A 15414-nucleotide genomic window follows, 5' to 3' on the forward strand; every position below is an offset into this window, starting at 1 on the left:
ACCGCCCCAGGGCAATGCATACAATGAAAACTATTAAGACAGAAGTAGCTGTGATCGGCGGCGGTACCGCCGGCATGACGGCCTACCGTGCCGCCTCCAGCGGCGGCAAGAAAACCGTGCTGATCGAGGGCAACGTGTTTGGCACCACGTGCGCGCGCGTGGGCTGCATGCCCAGCAAGCTGCTGATCTCGGCTGCCGACGCCGCTCACGCGGTGCGCGAAGCGGCGCCGTTCGGGGTCCAGGCGGGCGAACTGACGATCGACGGCCGCGCCGTGATGGCGCGCGTGCGCAGCGAGCGCGACCGCTTCGTCGGTTTCGTTACCGAGGCGGTGGACAACTATCCGGCGGCGGACAAGCTGCATGGCTACGCGCGCTTCCTCAGTCCCACCCGCTTGCAGGTCGATGAACACACCATCGTCGAGACCGAGCGGGTGGTGATCGCCACCGGTTCCAGCGCCATCGTGCCCGACGAGTGGCGCGCCGGCCCGCGCGTGATCACCAGCGATGACGTGTTTTACTGGGATGATCTGCCCAAGTCGATCGCCATTGCCGGCGCCGGCGTGATCGGCCTGGAACTGGGCCAGGCGCTGCACCGCCTCGGCGTGCGGGTGACGATTTTCGGGCGCGGCGGCAGCGTGGCGCAACTGGGCGATCCCGAGGTGCTGAGCGTGGCGCGCAAGGTGCTCAAGGACGAGCTGGACCTGCGCTTCGATACCAAGGTGGTCAAGGTGGAACAGCATGGCGAACAGGTCACTGTCACCAGCGAGCACAAGGACGGAGAGAGTCGCACCGAACACTTCGACTACCTGCTGTCGGCGATCGGCCGCAAGCCCAACCTGGGCAAACTGGGCCTGGAGCACACGGGCCTGGTGCGCGACCACCACGGCGTGCCGGTCTATAACAAGTACACCATGCAGTGCGGCGACAGCGCCATCTTCATCGGCGGCGATGCCGACGACGAGCTGCCGCTGCTGCCGGAGGCGGCCGACCAGGGCCGCATTGCCGGCGACAACGCCGCGCGCTACCCGGACGTGCGTCCGGGCCTGCGCCGCACGCCGCTGGGCATCGTCTTCACCGACCCGCAGATCGCCACGGCCGGCGCCAGCTACAAGCAATTGTGCGACTCGCACCCGGGCCGCTTCGCGGTGGGCCAGGTGTCGTTCGAGAACCAGGGCCGCAGCCGGGTGATGTTGCAGAACAAGGGGTTATTGCGCGTGTACGCGGAATTCCGCAGCGGCCGCTTTTTGGGCGCCGAGATGATCGGTCCCCGCGCCGAGCACATCGGCCACCTGCTGGCCTGGGCCGCGCAGGCGGGCCTGAGCGTATCGGCCATGCTGGACATGCCGTTTTACCACCCGGTGGTGGAGGAGGGCGTGCGCACGGCGCTGCGCCACCTGGCGCACGAGCTGGCCAACGAGCCGAAGCACGACGATCCGTGCGTCGATTGCACGCCGGCGCCGTAAGGTAGAGCACCTGACGAAACCTTCAGAGCAAGGCGCAGCAACGAAGACAGTACGAATGTACGGCGAGGCGCTGCAACGCAGCTATGGAGGTTTCGTTTGGTCCGTCAGTTCAGCGTTGCGCCGAGGCGGCCTTGCGTGGCCAGCTCGCGGATCATGCCCACAGTATCGATATCGGCCTCCTTGTACGCCGAGCGCTTGAATTCGTCGTACATGGCATTGGCCGCATCGGTTTCGGCGTCGTGGCCGTCGTCGTACTGGAAGCGCACGTACAGCGTTTCCGGCGTCGGCTGCTCGATGCTCATGGTGAGCGTGGATGCAGTGATGTCGTTTTGCGCCGGCACGTCGTACACCACGCGCTGCAACGGCTCCAGGCGCACGCGGTCTTCGATCACCAGTTGGCCGTAGCGCAGGCGGCGGCGGAAACTGTTGTCGGTGCGCTCGTCGATGATGGCTTCGTCGAGTTGCGGCACGAACAGCTTTGGCGATTCAGCGCGCAGCACCAGGCCGCTCCACAGTTGTTCGACCGTCAAGGCGTCAAGCAGCGGGTTGAGCGGGTCGTTAATTTCAATCAGGTGTTCAAATTTCATGGCTAAGCCTGTAGCAGTTGGCGCCAGTGCGCGTTCAGCCCCAGATGGTAACGCAATCGGCAATTTCAACTGCTCTACCGGTGGCAAGAAGCCGCCACTGCTACAATAGGCGGCTCTTCTCACCCCTCCTGTTAGCGTTCATGTCCAAACCCTCATTCGGTCTCAACGTCCCGCAAAGTGCGGCCGTTGCCTATCTGGACGGCCCCTGCCTGGTGCTGGCCGGCGCCGGGTCGGGCAAGACGCGGGTGATCACCCAGAAAATCGCCCACCTGATCGAAGACCGCGGCTACGACCCGCGCACCATCGCCGCGCTGACCTTCACCAACAAGGCCGCGCTCGAGATGCAGGAGCGTATCGCCAAGCTGCTCAAACAGCCCAAGCAGGCCAAGCAGTTGACAGTCTCGACTTTTCACTCGCTGGGCGTAAAAATCCTGCGCCAGGAAGCCAATGGCGTCGGTTTGAAGGACCGCTTTTCCATCATGGACAGCGACGACTGCGGCTCGCTGGTGCAGGATCTGGCCATTACCACCGACAAGCAGATCGTGCGCCGCATCCAGACCGATATCTCGCTGTGGAAAAACGGCCTGATCGAGCCGATGGTGGCGCTGCAAAACGCCAAGGATGAGGACGAAGCGCAGTCGGCGCGCATCTATGCCAGCTACGTGGCCACGCTGTCGGCCTACCAGGCCGTCGATTTCGACGACCTGATCCGCCTGCCCGTGGAACTGTTCCGTAATAACGAGCCGATCCGCGACAAGTGGCAGCGCCGCCTGCGCTACCTGCTGATGGACGAGTACCAGGACACCAACACCTGCCAGTACGAGCTGGTCAAGCTGCTGGTCACCGGTATCAACAAGAAGCCGATGTTTACGGCCGTGGGCGACGACGACCAGGCGATTTACGCCTGGCGCGGCGCGTCGGTGGAAAACCTTAAAACCCTGCAGACCGATTTCCCGGACCTGGAGGTGATCAAGCTCGAGCAGAATTACCGCTCCACCACGCGCATCCTGCAAGCGGCCAACTCGGTCATCGGCAACAACCCCAAGCTGTTCGAGAAATCGCTGTGGTCGGAACACGGCCTGGGCGAGCCGATCAACGTGCTGGGCATGGCCAACGACGACCAGGAAGCGGATCAGATCACCATGATGATCTCGGCCGACCACTTCCAGCGCAAAAACAAATGGTCCGATTACGCGATCCTGTATCGCGGCAACCACCAGGCCCGCGTGATCGAGCAGGCGCTGCGCAAGGAACGCATCCCTTACACGATCTCGGGCGGCCAGAGTTTCTTCGACAAGGCCGAGATCAAGGACATCATCAGCTACCTGCGCCTGCTGGCCAACACCGACGACGACCCGGCCTTCATCCGCGCCGTGACCACGCCGCGCCGGGGCGTGGGGCAAACCACGCTGGAAACGCTGGGCACGTTCTCGGGCCAGTGGCAGTGCTCGCTGTTCGAAGCCGTGTTCAAGGGCGGCATCGAGGGCTTGCTGGCCGACAAGCAACTCAAACCGCTGCGCGACTTCTGCAATTTTATTAATCACCTCGAATCGCGCGCCAGCCGCCCGGGCCCAAGCGGCAGCGGCGACAATGCCGCCCAGGTGCTCGACGACATGCTCGAAGCGATCAACTACGAGTCCTTCCTGTACGACATGTTCGACGAGCGCGCCGCGCAGGCGAAGTGGCAGAACGTGATGGAATTCGTCAACTGGCTCAAGGAGCGGGGCCGGGGCGGCAAGGACCGCGACGGCGAAGAAAAGAACGTGCTCGAGCTCACGCAAATGGTGGCGCTGATGTCGATGCTCGAGGGCCAGGACGAAGACCCGGACGCGGTGCGCATGTCCACCCTGCACGCCTCGAAAGGACTTGAATATCCGCACGTGTTCCTGGTTGGCGTGGAAGAGGGCATCCTGCCGCACAAGGGCGACCCCGACGCGCCGGCCGAAACCATCGCCGCGCGGGTGCAGGAAGAACGGCGCCTGATGTACGTGGGCATCACCCGTGCCCAGCGCACCTTGCAAATCACGTGGTGCAAGAAGCGCAAGCGCGCCGGCGAGCAGGTGCATTGCGACCCGTCGCGGTTCATCAAGGAAATGGCGCTCGACGAAGGCACGGCCGCGCCGCAGGAATCGGAAGTGATCACGCCGAAAGAGCGGCTGGCGCGCATGAAAGAATTGCTGGCAACCCCGAAACCCACGCCACAGCCATAACCCCGCTGTAGAATGCCCGCTTTCCCGCCAGGAGTACCGCCGTGAGCAATACCGAAGACCGCTTCATCGACCTCGAGATCAAGATCGCCCACCAGGAGCACCTGGTGGAATCGCTGGGCCAGCGCATCTACGAGCAACAGCAGCAGATCGACAAGCTCGAACAGCTATGCGCCGCCCTGATCCAGCACGTGCGCACCCAGCCGCAAAACGGCGGCGGCCAACTCCCCCACGAACCCCCACCCCACTACTAACACTTCGCACTTCGGGGTCAGTGCCGACATTCGGACACGAACTCTGCGGTAATTGCTTGAGGCCGTGTCCGAATGTCGGCACTGACCCCGAACTTACTGACCCCGAACTTAGACGAGCACGGCGCGCATGGCTTCGACGGCGATGGCGTGGTCGTCGGCCTGGCGCAGGCCGGAGACGGTGACTGTACCGACCAGGCCCACGTTCTTGATGAGGATCGGGAACGCGCCACCGTGGGCAGCGTAGTCCTGCGGCGGCAGGTATTTGATCTCATCGAAGGCCACCCCGCGGTGCTTGTGGTCGATGCCGACGAAGAACGATGAGCGCCCGAAGCGCTCGACCACGTTGTTCTTGCGCCGGATCCAGTCGGCCTGGTCGGCGGCCGCACCCTGCATCGCGTGGTGAAACAGCACCTTGCCGTTGACCGTGATGTTGACGGTGACGGCCTTGCCGCGCTGGCGCACGATCTCGATCACTTTCAGGCCCAGCGCCAGCGCGATATCGCTGGTAAAAGCGGTAAATTGCAGCTCCTGCTCCTGGCGTGTCAGGGTTTCCAGCTGTTCTGCGAAATTTTCCATCGATGTTGCCTCATGTTACAAAAATTGAAGATTCGAGGATAGGGCGAAACGTTGTATTTGTCCACGCGGCGACGCTTGGGGCCGCCTGTTGTGCGCTATACTGCTCGCCGTTTCCCGCGCCCAGCCTACCTCTCCTCCCGACTCGATGCAAATAGACGTCTCCTCATTGCTCGTCGCCATGACACTGAATTTGACAATCATGGCGGTCGCGTTGCCCTATTTTATGGGGCAGGTGAACCGGGCCGCGCGCTATGCCCAGGCCGGCATGGGCTTGCACACGGCGGGCTGGATCCTGCTCCTGGTCGCTTGCGCGGTCACGCCGTTCAGCCTGCTCGACCGCACACTGTCCACCCTGTCGATGGCCGCCATCGCCGGCGGCATGGCGTTCAACGCTGCCGCGTTCGATCTGTGGTGCGGCCGTGCAGTCAAGGTACGTGCTTCGGTGATCGTGGCGGTGCTGCTCACGGTCGGTTATTGCATCGGCTACAACAGTTATCCGTTCCGGGTGGGCTGGGCCAACGGCCTGCTGGCGCTGCAGATCGCCATGGTGGTGGTGTCGCTGTGCCGCCGGCCGCAGGTGCGCGTGGGCCGCTGGCGCTGGCTGCTGGTGATTTCGCTGCTGGCGCAAATGGTCGTGACCGGCTGGCGCGGCGTACTGGGCGCGTTCTATACCGAGCAGTTTCCCCATTTCTTTGCGCCGCACATGGTCAACATGGTGTTTTCGCTGGTCTCGAACATCACGGTGATGCTGTCGCTGGCGGCGCTGCTGCTGGCCCACCGCGACGAGGCCGCCCGCGAGCTCGAACGCCTGGCCACCGTGGACGGCCTGACCGGCACCCTCAACCGCCGCGCGTGGCTCGAGCAGGCCGGCAACCACCTGTCCATGAGCGTGCGCTACCGCCAGCCGATGGGCGTGCTGATGCTCGACCTCGACTATTTCAAGCAGATCAACGACACCCGTGGCCACGCCGTGGGCGACCTGGCATTGCAAAAATTCAGCAAGGCCATGCGCGTTGTCAGCCGTGCCGGCGACCTGTGTTGCCGCTATGGCGGCGAAGAATTCTGCGTGCTGCTCAACCGCGCCGACATCGCCGCGGTGCAGGCCTACGACCAGCGCCTGCGCGAGTGGCTGCGGCACCATGCGCCGCGCAAGCTCGGGTTCGAGCTATCGTACAGCGCCGGCATCGCCATGCGCCTGGCCGACGATGACACCATCGAGGCCATGCTGCAACGCGCCGACGCCGCCATGTACCGCGCCAAGCAGCAGGGACGCGGCGTGACCCTGACCGGCGACGTGCGCGAAACCGCGTAACTTTTTCGGCGGAGCGCTGTCCAATCCAGTCTTCAACCACGCAGGGAGCATCGCCATGACTGCCAACACCGTTCAACTCCACCGGGTGCTGCGCACCACGCCCGAAAAACTTTATCGCGCTTTTACCGATGCGCATGCCTGGGCCAAGTGGCTGCCGCCGTTCGGCTTTGTCGCCGCCGTACAGCAGATGGACGCGCAGGTGGGCGGCACCTACCGCATGTCGTTCACCAATTTCGGCACCGGCGCGAGCCACGCCTTCGGCGGAGAATTCCTCGAACTGACGCCCTACGAGCGCCTGCGCTACACCGCCCGTTTCGACGACGCCAGCCTGCCCGGCCAGATGCAAACCACCGTCACCCTGCGCGCGGTGTCGTGCGGCGTGGAGCTGACCGTGGTGCAGGAAGGGATACCGGACGTGATACCGCTCGAGGGGTGCTACCTGGGCTGGCAGGAGTCCTTGGTGCAACTGGCGCAGCTGGTGGAGCCCGATATCCGGGAATGACGTCGCGATCATTCGCCTGATTGTTTGAACCGGCGGTTGTCGCGCCGGGTGCTATGTACGGTAACGTGCGATCCATGATCACACGAACTGCGTTGATGCTGGCGGTGGCCGCGTGCGCGATGCATGGGGCCACCGCGCGTGCGGCCGAGGCCCAGCTCCAACACTACAGGCCCGAAGCCCAGGCCCGCGTGCCCAATCTGCATGGCGACACCGACCGTCCCTTGCGCTACCGTCCCGACGGCGACGACTTCGTCATCGACGATGGCATCGAATTCTTCAACCGGCCGCTCTACGGCGGCAACAGCGCCTTTCGCGTTGACGGCGGAGACAAGCCCGAGTTTTCGCTGTACCTGCCCGGCCGCGGCGGCAACCTGCGCCTCGGGGTGTGCATGCCCGCTGCCGGTGCGCACTGCCTCTGGCTGCACGATGCGGCCAGCATCACCACCCGCTATCGTCCGGGCGAGCTGCACTACGAGATTCGCGACGCACAACTGGGCGCTGGCGGGCGCATCACGGTCATGGCACTGGCGTACGCCGCCACCGAGGGACTGGGCGTGCAAGTGCAGGGCACCGGTCTGCCGGCCTCTGCGCAACTGGTGATCGCCTTCGGCGCCGGCGACGGCAAGCGCGGACGGCGCGATGGCGACATCGGTACCGAGGCCGTGCCGATCAGCGAATACTTCCAGCTCGCGCCAGTCGCGGCGCGCGGTGCGCGCATCGCCGCGCAGGCCGACGGGTTCCGGGTGGTGGCGCCGCATGCGACCATTGCGGTAACCACCGCAACCGCGGCGGGCAATGGCACCGACCACGCCAATGGCGTCACCAGCGCCCGCGCCGACGCTGGCCACGGCGCAGCCAGCACCGACAGCACCAGTCCCACCATCTTGCATCGTCCCGACACTGGCAGCGCCGTCGCCCCGATGGCAGCTGCCAGGACGCCGCTGCTGGTGACCCGTCACGATGCGAACCTTTGGCCGCGCCTGGACGCCTTGCTCGCTGCCGTATCGCGTGATGGTGGCAACGCCGACGCCACCGTCACCGCCACCGCCACCGCCACCGCCACCGCAGATACCGGTGCCAACGCCAATGCCGATGCCAACGCCAATGCCGATGCCAACGCCAATGCCGCAACCGGCGTGGCAGTCGCCCGGCTACCGCTGGGCGCAGCACCGGTGCAGATCGCGGTACAGGTCACCACCCGTGCCGGGGCCCAGGAGCAGGAGGCCTACCGCGCAGTCGGCGCCACCACGGACGGCGACCGCGCTGCTGGCCGCCTGCTGCCGGCCTTCGGCATCACCGAACTGGCGACGCGGTTCGACCAGGCCCGCCGGCATTTCGACCGCCTGCGCCATCGCGTGCGCATCGACACGCCCGACCCGTACCTGAACGCCGCCATGGGCGCGCTTAACGTCGCCGCCGACGCCGTGTGGGACGACGGCCAGGGCGCCATCATGCACGGCGCGGTGGCGTGGCGCACCAAGCTGCTGGGCTGGCGCGGGCCGTATGCGCTCGATGCACTGGGCTGGCACGACCGCGCCCGCGCCAATATCGACGCCTGGACCGGGCGCCAGAATACGTCGCCCGTTCCGGCGCAGATACCGGCGCCGGAGGCAGCCACCAACCTGGCGCGCAACGAGGCCGCGCTGCATTCGAACGGCGACCTCAGTACCTCGCACTACGACATGAACCTGGTGTTCATCGATGCCCTGCTGCGCCACCTGCTGTGGACCGGCGACAAAGCGCTCGCACAAGCGGTATGGCCGGTACTGGAGCGGCACCTTGCCTGGGAGCGGCGCTTGTTCAGACGGCCGTTCGGCGCCGACCAATTGCCGCTGTACGACGCCTACGCCGCCATCTGGGCCAGCGACGACCTGTATTACAACGGCGGCGGCGCCACCCACACCTCGGCCTACAACGCCTGGCACAACGCCATGGCCGCGCGCATCGCCACATGGCTGGGCAAGGATGCCACCCCGTACACCACCGAAGCGGCAGCCATCCGGCAGGCCATGCGCACGCAGTTATGGATGCCGCAGCAGGGCGCGTTTGCCGAATACCGCGATGCGCTGGGCAACCAGCTGCTGCACCCGCACTACGCGCTGTGGAGTTTTTATCACACCATCGACGCCCAGGTGCCGACGCCGTTCGAGGCGGCGCGCATGGCGGCGGCGCTGGACCGCGACCGCCGTGCCATTCCCGTGCGCGGCCCCGGCGTGCCTAGCGACCGCCCGTACCGCGTGCTGCCCACCACCGACTGGATGCCCTATTCATGGTCGATCAACAATGTGGTGATGGGCGAGAACCTGCACACGGCGCTGGCCTACTGGCAGGCCGGCCGCAGCGACACCGCGTTCGAGCTCACCAAGGGCGCGCTGCTGGCCAGCCTGTATATGGGCATCAGCCCCGGCAACATCGGCACCATGAATTATCTCGACGTCTACCGGCGCGAAGCGCAGCGCGACTTTGCCGACGGCGCCGGCGTGATGGCGCGCACGCTGGTCGAAGGGTTGTTCGGCGTGCAGCCCGATGCGCTGTCAGGGGTGCTCACCGTGCGTCCCGGCCTGCCGCACGCGTGGGACCACGCCAGCCTGGCGCACCCGGACGTCAATGTCGCTTACCGCCGCCTCGGCCAGCGCGAACGCTGGACCATCGGCCAGGCCGGCCGGCTTTTCCCGCAGTTGGCGTTTGAGTTGCCGGCCCGCGCGGCGAACGTGGTGGCGGTACGCGTGAATGGCAAACCGGCGCGCTGGCGCAACCTCGATGACGCGGTAGGTGCACCGCGCCTGCGGATCGACACGCCACTGGGCGCCAGCGCCGCTATCGAAATCGTGTGGGGCGGCCCCGAAATTGATGTGCGGGTGGCCAGGATCGATGCAGGCGCTGGTGAGCAGGACGGTTTCACGCGCTACCGCCAGGGCGCATTCGCCTGGTGGCAGCAAGTACCTGATGCTGTAGCGTCTACAGCGTCTGCACCGGCGCAAACGGTAGCGTCATCGGCTACGGTGCCTGCCGCGCAGTGCGTGGCCAGCAGTCCGCAGTGGCTGCACGGCGCGCCGGTGCAGGCGCGCACCGTCGATCTCACCCCCTGGTTCAACGACGCGGTAACGCAGCTGTTCAAACCGGGCAAGTACGTGACGCCGCGATCGCCGTACGCCACGCTGGCGCTGCCAGCGCAGGGCGCGGGCGCGTGGGCCGGCCACGTTCAGGAACTGCCCGAGATCGACGACGCCGGCTTGCGTGCCCTGGGTGGCACGCTGACACTGCCGAACGGACTGCATTTCGCCACGCCGCCGGCCGGCGCCAACATCCTATTCACGTCGCAGTGGGATAACTATCCGCGCCAGGTCACCGTGCCGTTGCAAGGCCAGGCGCGCCGCGCCTTTTTGCTCATGGCCGGCTCGACCAACCACATGCAAAGCCGTATCGACAACGGTGTGATCGAGGTTACTTACCGTGATGGCGCCAGCACCCGCGTGGCATTGCGCAATCCTGACAACTGGTGGCCGATCGAGCAGGATTATTTGATCGACGACTACCAGTTCCCGTTCTGCGGCCAGCTGCCGCTGCGCGTCGATCTGAAGACCGCGCGCGCCCAGGTCCCTGCCACGGGAAAACACCCGGCCAATGGCCGTCGCATCGCCGGCGGCGCCGCCACCGTCATCGAACTGCCGCTCGACCCTGCGCGCCAGCTGCAATCGATCACCGTGCGGGCGCTGGCCAATGATGTGGTGTTGGGGGTGATGGGGGTGACGCTGGACTCCGCGCCCTAGCGTTGCTGGGCGCTGTGGCCCTCATCTCGCGATAGCCAAAATGCGCGGAGCACTCTGCCTTTACGCAGAGGGGCGTGCGCCACTTTCGGCGCTAAAATGCCGCATCGTGTCCGCCGACCGTCGACGGGCGTCGCAAAGGCAAACACATGGGCAAGAATCGACTGGAAGCGTTCAGCGATGGCGTGATCGCCATCATCATCACCATCATGGTGCTCGAGCTCAAGGTGCCGCATGGCGCCAGCATGGCGGCGTTGGTGGAGCTAACGCCGGTGTTCTTCGGCTATGTGCTCAGTTTCGTGTACGTGGGCATTTACTGGAACAACCACCACCATATGCTGCATGCCTCGGCGCGCGTGAACGGCAAGGTGTTGTGGGCCAATCTGCATTTGCTGTTCTGGCTGTCGCTGATTCCGTTTACCACCACATGGGTGGGCGAGAACGTGATGGCGCCGTTGCCGGTCGCGCTGTATGGCGTGGTGCTGTCTTTTGCAGCGGTGGCTTACTACATCCTGGAAAAATGCCTGATTTCGTGCAACCCCAGCGACCATATCCTTGCCAACGCGGTTGGCAAGGAATACAAGGGCGCGGTGTCGGTGGTGCTGTACTTGCTGGCCATTCCGCTGGCCTACCTGCACGTGTGCGCGGCGTATGCGTTGTACATCATCTGCGCCATGGTCTGGTTCCTGCCGGACCGCCGCATCGAGGCGCAGATGCGCTCGTGATGCGGTGGTCCGGCGCCAGCCCGATCAGTGGCCTTCGGAGGCGTTGAACATGGTCTTGGCGTAGATCAGGCCCAGGCCGTAGGCGCCGCCGTTGGCGATCGCGGTCTTGACGGTGTCGTCGTAGCTCTCGCCACGGGCCCAGTCGCGTTGCAGTTCCAGCAGGTACTGCAGCGACGTCATCGGACGGGCACCCAGTTGCACCATGCGCTCGACAGCGCGCTCATGCGCTTCGTCGGACACGTCGCCCGACGCATCGGTGATCACGTACACTTCGAAACCCTGGTCCAGTGCCGACAGGGCGGGGCCGACGATGCATACCGAGGTCCACAGACCGGCCAGCACGATTTTCGATTTGCCGATGGCGTTGACGCGGTCGGCGATGCGCGGGTCTTCCCAGGTATTCATGCTGGTGCGATCGATTGCCACTTCATCCGGGAACACTTCCTTGATCTCGTTGAAGATCGGACCGGAGAACGATTTTTCCGCCACCGTGGTCAAAATGGTCGGCACCTTGAATTCCTTGGCGGCCTTGGCCACCAGCGCGACGTTGTTGCGCAGTTGCACCATGTCGATCGACTTGGTGGCAAACGCCATTTGCGATTGGTGATCGATCATGATCAGCGCGTGGTTGCTTGGGTTCAGCAGAGTTTGACCTGGTTGGGCGATGGCGGTTGGCATAATATATTCTCCTAAGATATTCAATAAATTCGATTGGTTGGTTTGCTTTACTGCGCGGTGTTCTGCGCTGCTGAAACGAAGTATGTTCGAATCAGGCTCAAATCAAAAGCGGAAAAATTTGCGTCTTATTGTCGAAAATTTCGATAGCTCAGTTGCCGCATAGTTGCTGCTTATTTTGTCGCTTTCACAGCGCGTGAAATCTCGGCATGGAGGTCGCGGATATTCTGCTGGTGTCGGCGTAACTGTTCGCGCGAACGCTGCAGCGGTTCGTGCGCGAGGCCGCGACTGTGGGCGATGTTTTCCTGCACGGCGGCCAGCTCCGCATCGAGCTCCTGGCGCAGGATGGCCAGCCGGTCGCGATCGCGCGCCCGCTGCTCGTGCGCAGTGACGTGCAGGCGTGCCGGTTCAGCTTGCTGCATCCTCTGCAAGCGTAGCGGCGCGGACCGCGTGACAGGCATGACTGGCGGCGCTACCGTCGCTGGTATCGCACTGGCGCGCCCGCCGATGATCTCGATACCTTGTCCGTCACGGTAGCGCACCGCTTCGGCGCCATGAGCATCGCTTGCCAGCCATGCTGACCATGCCCCTAACGCCAAGAAAGCCAAGAACGCCAAGAGCGCCAATCGAGCCCATGAAACCCATGCGGCCAAGTCCGGCAGGCCGGCAGCACGGCAGCGTCGACGCGGTTGCACGGTGCCTCCTCACAGGTAGCTGATCCTGGTCCAGGCCCGGCGCCGGTGCTCGGTCAGGCTGCCCATCTTGCCGCGCATGGTGTAGATGTTGAGCACGACGGGAAACTTGCCCGGCGCCTGGCCCACGAACATCATCACGTCCAGCGCCTGGCCCTGGCCGGTGCCGTCGAATGCCGCTTCGAAGCCGCGCAGCACGCCATATTCGGCCCGCACCGGCTGCAAAGCCCGCGCCTGGCCCAGCGTCAGTCCGAAGTTCTGGCTGGCGCCACGGATCGCCGTGGTGGCCATGGTGGACAGCGTACTGTCCGGACTGTTGGCGCCAGGCCAGGACATATACGTCATCACCGTGGGCGGATGGTAGGCGTCAGGGCTTTGCGCGACGAAGGTGGGGCGCCCGGTTTGCGTGGACAGCGTGGTGTTCCACGGTGGCTGGTTCTCCACCCAGATTTCCAGGCCCAGTTCCCTGACCTTGTGGATCTGCATCTGGCGCAGCGCGCGCTTCGGTTCGGCCAGAACACCGCGCGCGCCCAAGACCAATGCCGCCAAGGCGGCCAGGTGATGGCGGCGGTTCATCGCACACCTCCTGCGCTCACGATCGCCGAGCCCATGCCCAGCAAGGTCAGCACCGCCACCGACAGCAGGCCGTACCAGCGGCGGCTGCTCGCCAGCGCCGTGCGCCAGTCCAGCCGGCTCGCCAGCCAGCAGGCCACCCACACCAGCGCAAAGCTGAGCAGTGCGCGACCAAACAGATTTCCCAATACGAAGCTGATCGACATGGCAGCCTCCTAGTGGGCTTCGAACAGCGACCACGCATCGTCACGCCGCACCATGATCTGGTTGGACAGGCAATGCTGGTCCTGGAATTCGCGCGAAAATTTCAGCGTCTGCGCGCGCAGCGCATCGACCGCATGGCCATGGGCGCTGTCGCACATCAGCAGGCGGTTGCGGCGCGGCACCGTGACCAGCAACTCGCCGCTGATGTCCGCTTGCACCGCTTTCCACAACCCGTCAAGTACCAGCAAAGACGCTTCCAGTTCGCCGCCGGTCACGGCCATTTCACAACCCCCATGGGCCTGGAACGATATGCTGGGCAGGGTGCCGCCCAGGTTCTCGCGCGCCAGGCGTGGCGCATCTTCGCGGGCAATGCCGGCGCTGTGCAGCAGCTTCGACGTGGCCATGATGAACGTGTCGGGCAGGTCGAACGCATAGGTGACGAGCAAGTCGCCGCACAGTGGCACATGGTCGGGAATCTGGTCCGGCGGCACGCCCGCCTCGCGCAGTGTCCTGATGTAATCGACATGCTTGATGCGCGGGCGCAGCTGGGCAGCGGTGAGCGGCGGCAGTGCAGGCGGCGTGGGAAAGGACCTGGCTTTTTTCAGAAATCCAAACATGTCTTGCTCCTAGGTGGGGTTGAGATCAGCGCCATGCCGGCGCACGGGGATGCCGAGCTGTTCGCTTAGTTGTTGCAGCTCGGGGTGGAACACGGTGTGTAGACGATGCGAAGCTGTTCTCTCGGTATACCGGCCCAGTCGTTAATGAGAACTTTCAAGGTGTCCGCATGCCTTGAGATGCCGATGTGCCATTCGATCGGCGTGTGGGCGCCGACGTAGCGGACGGCAGCGATCTGGTGCCGGGCCAGCACCACGTAGGGCAGCGATTCGAGCCGTTCGACATCGGTGGCATAGATCGGGTGGAGATCGGGTTCCCAGCCTGGCGGATATTTGAACAGGCGCGCGCTCAGCAGCACCCGGCGCTCGGCGTCGTAACCGTCAAACGCAGCGAAGCCGACGGCGTACGCCATGCCTTCCGGCGCGCCCGTGATGTGGCCAGCGTAGTGCGCTTCGTCGGGATCGTAGGGCCAGCCGTAAAAAACAAACGGGTGATTGAAATGGAATTCGTCGAACTTTGCCTGGACGGCCAAGGCGAGTTTGACATCGGCGTCGCTGGCAGGATCGGGGCAGTGTTCCGTCAGGGTGAACAGCAGGCCGTCGTCGCCGATTCGTTCCAGCGTGCAGGGAATATCGGGTTTGATGCAGGCAGCCAGCAACGCGTGCCGGGCATAACACATCCATACCGCACGAAGCTTACCGATCTGGCGATGATGGTGCGCTTCCAAAGCCGCTACAAAATCAGATGAAAATACTTGCGCAGTACATCCATTCCAATGTTCTAAAGAGGATGACATGAGCATCTTAAGACTATTTTTACTGACCAAATTGACATCGCGATTTCTTGGCAAAGAGAGAAAAATGTTCACACCAATGCTGCTTGTGTTTACGTGAAGCCTGATCAATTCAGGCTTGTCGGATTTCTCTTCCTCTGGACCTGGCATCGATGCTGAGAAATTGAGGCTGTAACCGTATAGTGCGATCGAAGTGTCAGTGACATCGAAGTTGGCGTCGAGCTCAGAATATTCTGAGCGCTCATCCGGTGCCGGTCGGGTCATTTGTCGCAGGCGCGCATCCAGGTCAGGCATGTCCACGTCGATGCGAACACGGCCATTAGCAGTGATACCTTCCCAACGTATAAAGTCGGAGTGCATGTCATGGAGCAGTCGTAGGTAGCTCTTTAATTGTTCACATAATGTGCCAAAGGTGAAATCGCGTGGGGTCCAATTTACCCAGATAATGTGCGTATCATTTTTCATTACA

Annotated in this window: 15 protein-coding genes; 7 read left to right on the top strand and 8 right to left on the bottom strand. The window is 64.0% G+C overall.

The window, feature by feature from the left end:
• The first annotated feature begins 23 nt into the window (after positions 1 to 23).
• Positions 24 to 1463 (top strand): dihydrolipoyl dehydrogenase, encoded by a 1440-nt coding sequence (locus SR858_RS27010; protein ID WP_026637696.1) that lies wholly within the window; start codon positions 24 to 26, stop codon positions 1461 to 1463.
• Positions 1464 to 1567: 104 nt separating this feature from the next.
• Here SR858_RS27010 and SR858_RS27015 read toward each other — a convergent pair whose 3' ends face one another.
• The gene (locus tag SR858_RS27015; RefSeq protein WP_019924105.1) at positions 1568 to 2050 is read right to left on the bottom strand and encodes an SRPBCC family protein; all 483 of its coding nucleotides are present in this window, start codon (positions 2048 to 2050) and stop codon (positions 1568 to 1570) included.
• 140 nt (positions 2051 to 2190) lie between these two features.
• Between SR858_RS27015 and SR858_RS27020 the strand changes: the two genes are divergently transcribed.
• Both SR858_RS27020 and SR858_RS27025 read left to right on the top strand, forming a co-directional pair.
• Entirely contained in the window at positions 2191 to 4260 is a 2070-nt protein-coding gene (locus SR858_RS27020) for a UvrD-helicase domain-containing protein (RefSeq protein ID WP_019924104.1), read from the top strand.
• A 41-nt stretch (positions 4261 to 4301) separates the two neighbouring features.
• The gene (locus SR858_RS27025) at positions 4302 to 4511 is read left to right on the top strand and encodes a SlyX family protein (RefSeq protein ID WP_019924103.1); all 210 of its coding nucleotides are present in this window, start codon (positions 4302 to 4304) and stop codon (positions 4509 to 4511) included.
• A gap of 108 nt (positions 4512 to 4619) precedes the next feature.
• Here the strand turns inward: SR858_RS27025 and SR858_RS27030 are convergent, their stop codons facing one another.
• Positions 4620 to 5087, bottom strand: coding sequence for a heme-degrading domain-containing protein (locus tag SR858_RS27030; protein ID WP_019924102.1), 468 nt, complete (start codon positions 5085 to 5087; stop codon positions 4620 to 4622).
• A 199-nt stretch (positions 5088 to 5286) separates the two neighbouring features.
• Here SR858_RS27030 and SR858_RS27035 point away from each other — a divergent pair, with 199 nt between their 5' ends.
• The 4 genes from SR858_RS27035 (at position 5287) to SR858_RS27050 (ending at position 11393) form a co-directional block, all read left to right on the top strand.
• Complete coding sequence (locus SR858_RS27035) at positions 5287 to 6399, top strand: GGDEF domain-containing protein (protein ID WP_322534188.1); 1113 nt, start codon at positions 5287 to 5289, stop codon at positions 6397 to 6399.
• Between the two features lie 55 nt (positions 6400 to 6454).
• Positions 6455 to 6901 carry an SRPBCC family protein gene (locus SR858_RS27040; RefSeq protein WP_019924100.1) on the top strand — a complete coding sequence of 149 codons (447 nt, stop codon included), beginning with the start codon at positions 6455 to 6457 and terminating at the stop codon, positions 6899 to 6901.
• Between the two features lie 74 nt (positions 6902 to 6975).
• The gene (locus tag SR858_RS27045; protein WP_154820076.1) at positions 6976 to 10671 is read left to right on the top strand and encodes a DUF4450 domain-containing protein; all 3696 of its coding nucleotides are present in this window, start codon (positions 6976 to 6978) and stop codon (positions 10669 to 10671) included.
• Between the two features lie 146 nt (positions 10672 to 10817).
• Positions 10818 to 11393, top strand: coding sequence for a TMEM175 family protein (locus SR858_RS27050; protein ID WP_019924098.1), 576 nt, complete (start codon positions 10818 to 10820; stop codon positions 11391 to 11393).
• A gap of 24 nt (positions 11394 to 11417) precedes the next feature.
• On the opposite strand, the gene SR858_RS27055 is transcribed toward SR858_RS27050, so the two are convergent.
• From SR858_RS27055 to SR858_RS27080, 6 genes are all read right to left on the bottom strand, one after another.
• A complete protein-coding gene (locus SR858_RS27055) occupies positions 11418 to 12071 on the bottom strand; it encodes a hydrolase (protein ID WP_019924097.1) in 654 nt (217 codons plus the stop codon).
• Between the two features lie 170 nt (positions 12072 to 12241).
• Positions 12242 to 12490, bottom strand: a complete 249-nt coding sequence (locus SR858_RS27060; protein WP_019924096.1) for a hypothetical protein — start codon at positions 12488 to 12490, stop codon at positions 12242 to 12244.
• A gap of 282 nt (positions 12491 to 12772) precedes the next feature.
• A complete protein-coding gene (locus tag SR858_RS27065) occupies positions 12773 to 13336 on the bottom strand; it encodes a hypothetical protein (protein WP_019924095.1) in 564 nt (187 codons plus the stop codon).
• The gene (locus tag SR858_RS27070; protein WP_019924094.1) at positions 13333 to 13539 is read right to left on the bottom strand and encodes a hypothetical protein; all 207 of its coding nucleotides are present in this window, start codon (positions 13537 to 13539) and stop codon (positions 13333 to 13335) included. Before SR858_RS27070 ends, SR858_RS27065 begins: the two co-directional genes overlap by 4 nt.
• Before the next feature lie 9 nt (positions 13540 to 13548).
• Positions 13549 to 14154: a hypothetical protein gene (locus SR858_RS27075; protein WP_019924093.1), complete on the bottom strand. Its 606-nt coding sequence runs from the start codon at positions 14152 to 14154 to the stop codon at positions 13549 to 13551.
• A 65-nt stretch (positions 14155 to 14219) separates the two neighbouring features.
• Positions 14220 to 15410, bottom strand: a complete 1191-nt coding sequence (locus tag SR858_RS27080) for a hypothetical protein (RefSeq protein WP_154820075.1) — start codon at positions 15408 to 15410, stop codon at positions 14220 to 14222.
• Between the last annotated feature and the right edge of the window lie 4 nt (positions 15411 to 15414).

The sequence above is a fragment of the Duganella zoogloeoides genome (genome assembly GCF_034479515.1).
In the GTDB taxonomy this organism is placed as follows: domain Bacteria; phylum Pseudomonadota; class Gammaproteobacteria; order Burkholderiales; family Burkholderiaceae_D; genus Rugamonas; species Rugamonas zoogloeoides.